Genomic DNA, 802 nt, shown 5'->3' on the forward strand with positions numbered 1-802 from the left:
CCGGGAGGCGGGCCGGGCTCGGACCGGTCAGCCCCGGGGGCTTCGCTCATCGCGGTTCTCCTGCGGCCGGGAACGGGGGCGCGGGGGCGCCCGGTTCGGCCGTCGGCCGGCACGGACCCCACCGCCTTCCGACGGTACCGGAGCGGGGCGGGGACCGGCAGGCGTCCCACCGGCCCGGGGCCCCGGGTGGGCGGGGTCAGCCCGCGGCGTCCCCGGCTCCGCCCGTGCCCTCGACGCGCTTGCGCAGCCCCTCCAGGGCGCGGTCGATGATGACCTTCTCCGCCTTGCGCTTGATGGTGCCGAGCATCGGCATCTTCACGTCGACGGTGAGACGGTAGGTGACCTCGGTGCGCCGGCCGCCCTCCAGGGGGACCAGGCGATAGGCCCCGTCCAGGGAGCGCAGCATCTTCGACTTCACCAGCGACCAGCGCACCTCCAGCGCGCCGATCCACTCGTAGGCGAGGGTGTGTTCGTCGCGGATGGCACCGGCGTCGAGGAGCAGCCGCACCTCGGTGGCCCGGCCCCGCTCGTCGGTGGCCAGGATCTCGGCCTCCTTGACCTCACCGGTCCAGTCCGGATACCGATCGAAGTCGGCGATGACGGCCATCACGGCGTCGGGCGTCGCCTCGATCGTGATGCTGGACCTGGTGTGCTCCTCCGCCATCGGCGCGGCTCCTCGGATGCTGCTTCCCGTACTGCCCCTGTGCCGGGCCGGTGTCGGCCCCCTCCGGCCGCGCCTCCCCGGTCGGGGGCCGCACGGCGCCGTGGGAAGGCTACCGCGCCGGGACGACCCCGGGGCGAC

Annotated in this window: 1 protein-coding gene; it reads right to left on the bottom strand. The window is 75.1% G+C overall.

The annotated features are described in order from the left end of the window. Positions 1 to 196 precede the first annotated feature (196 nt). On the bottom strand, positions 197 to 664 hold the full coding sequence (locus FOE67_RS27375; RefSeq protein WP_182667502.1) for an SRPBCC family protein: 468 nt from the start codon (positions 662 to 664) through the stop codon (positions 197 to 199). Between the last annotated feature and the right edge of the window lie 138 nt (positions 665 to 802).

The sequence above is a fragment of the Streptomyces calidiresistens genome (assembly GCF_014141525.1).
GTDB classification, from domain to species: Bacteria; Actinomycetota; Actinomycetes; order Streptomycetales; family Streptomycetaceae; genus Streptomyces; species Streptomyces calidiresistens.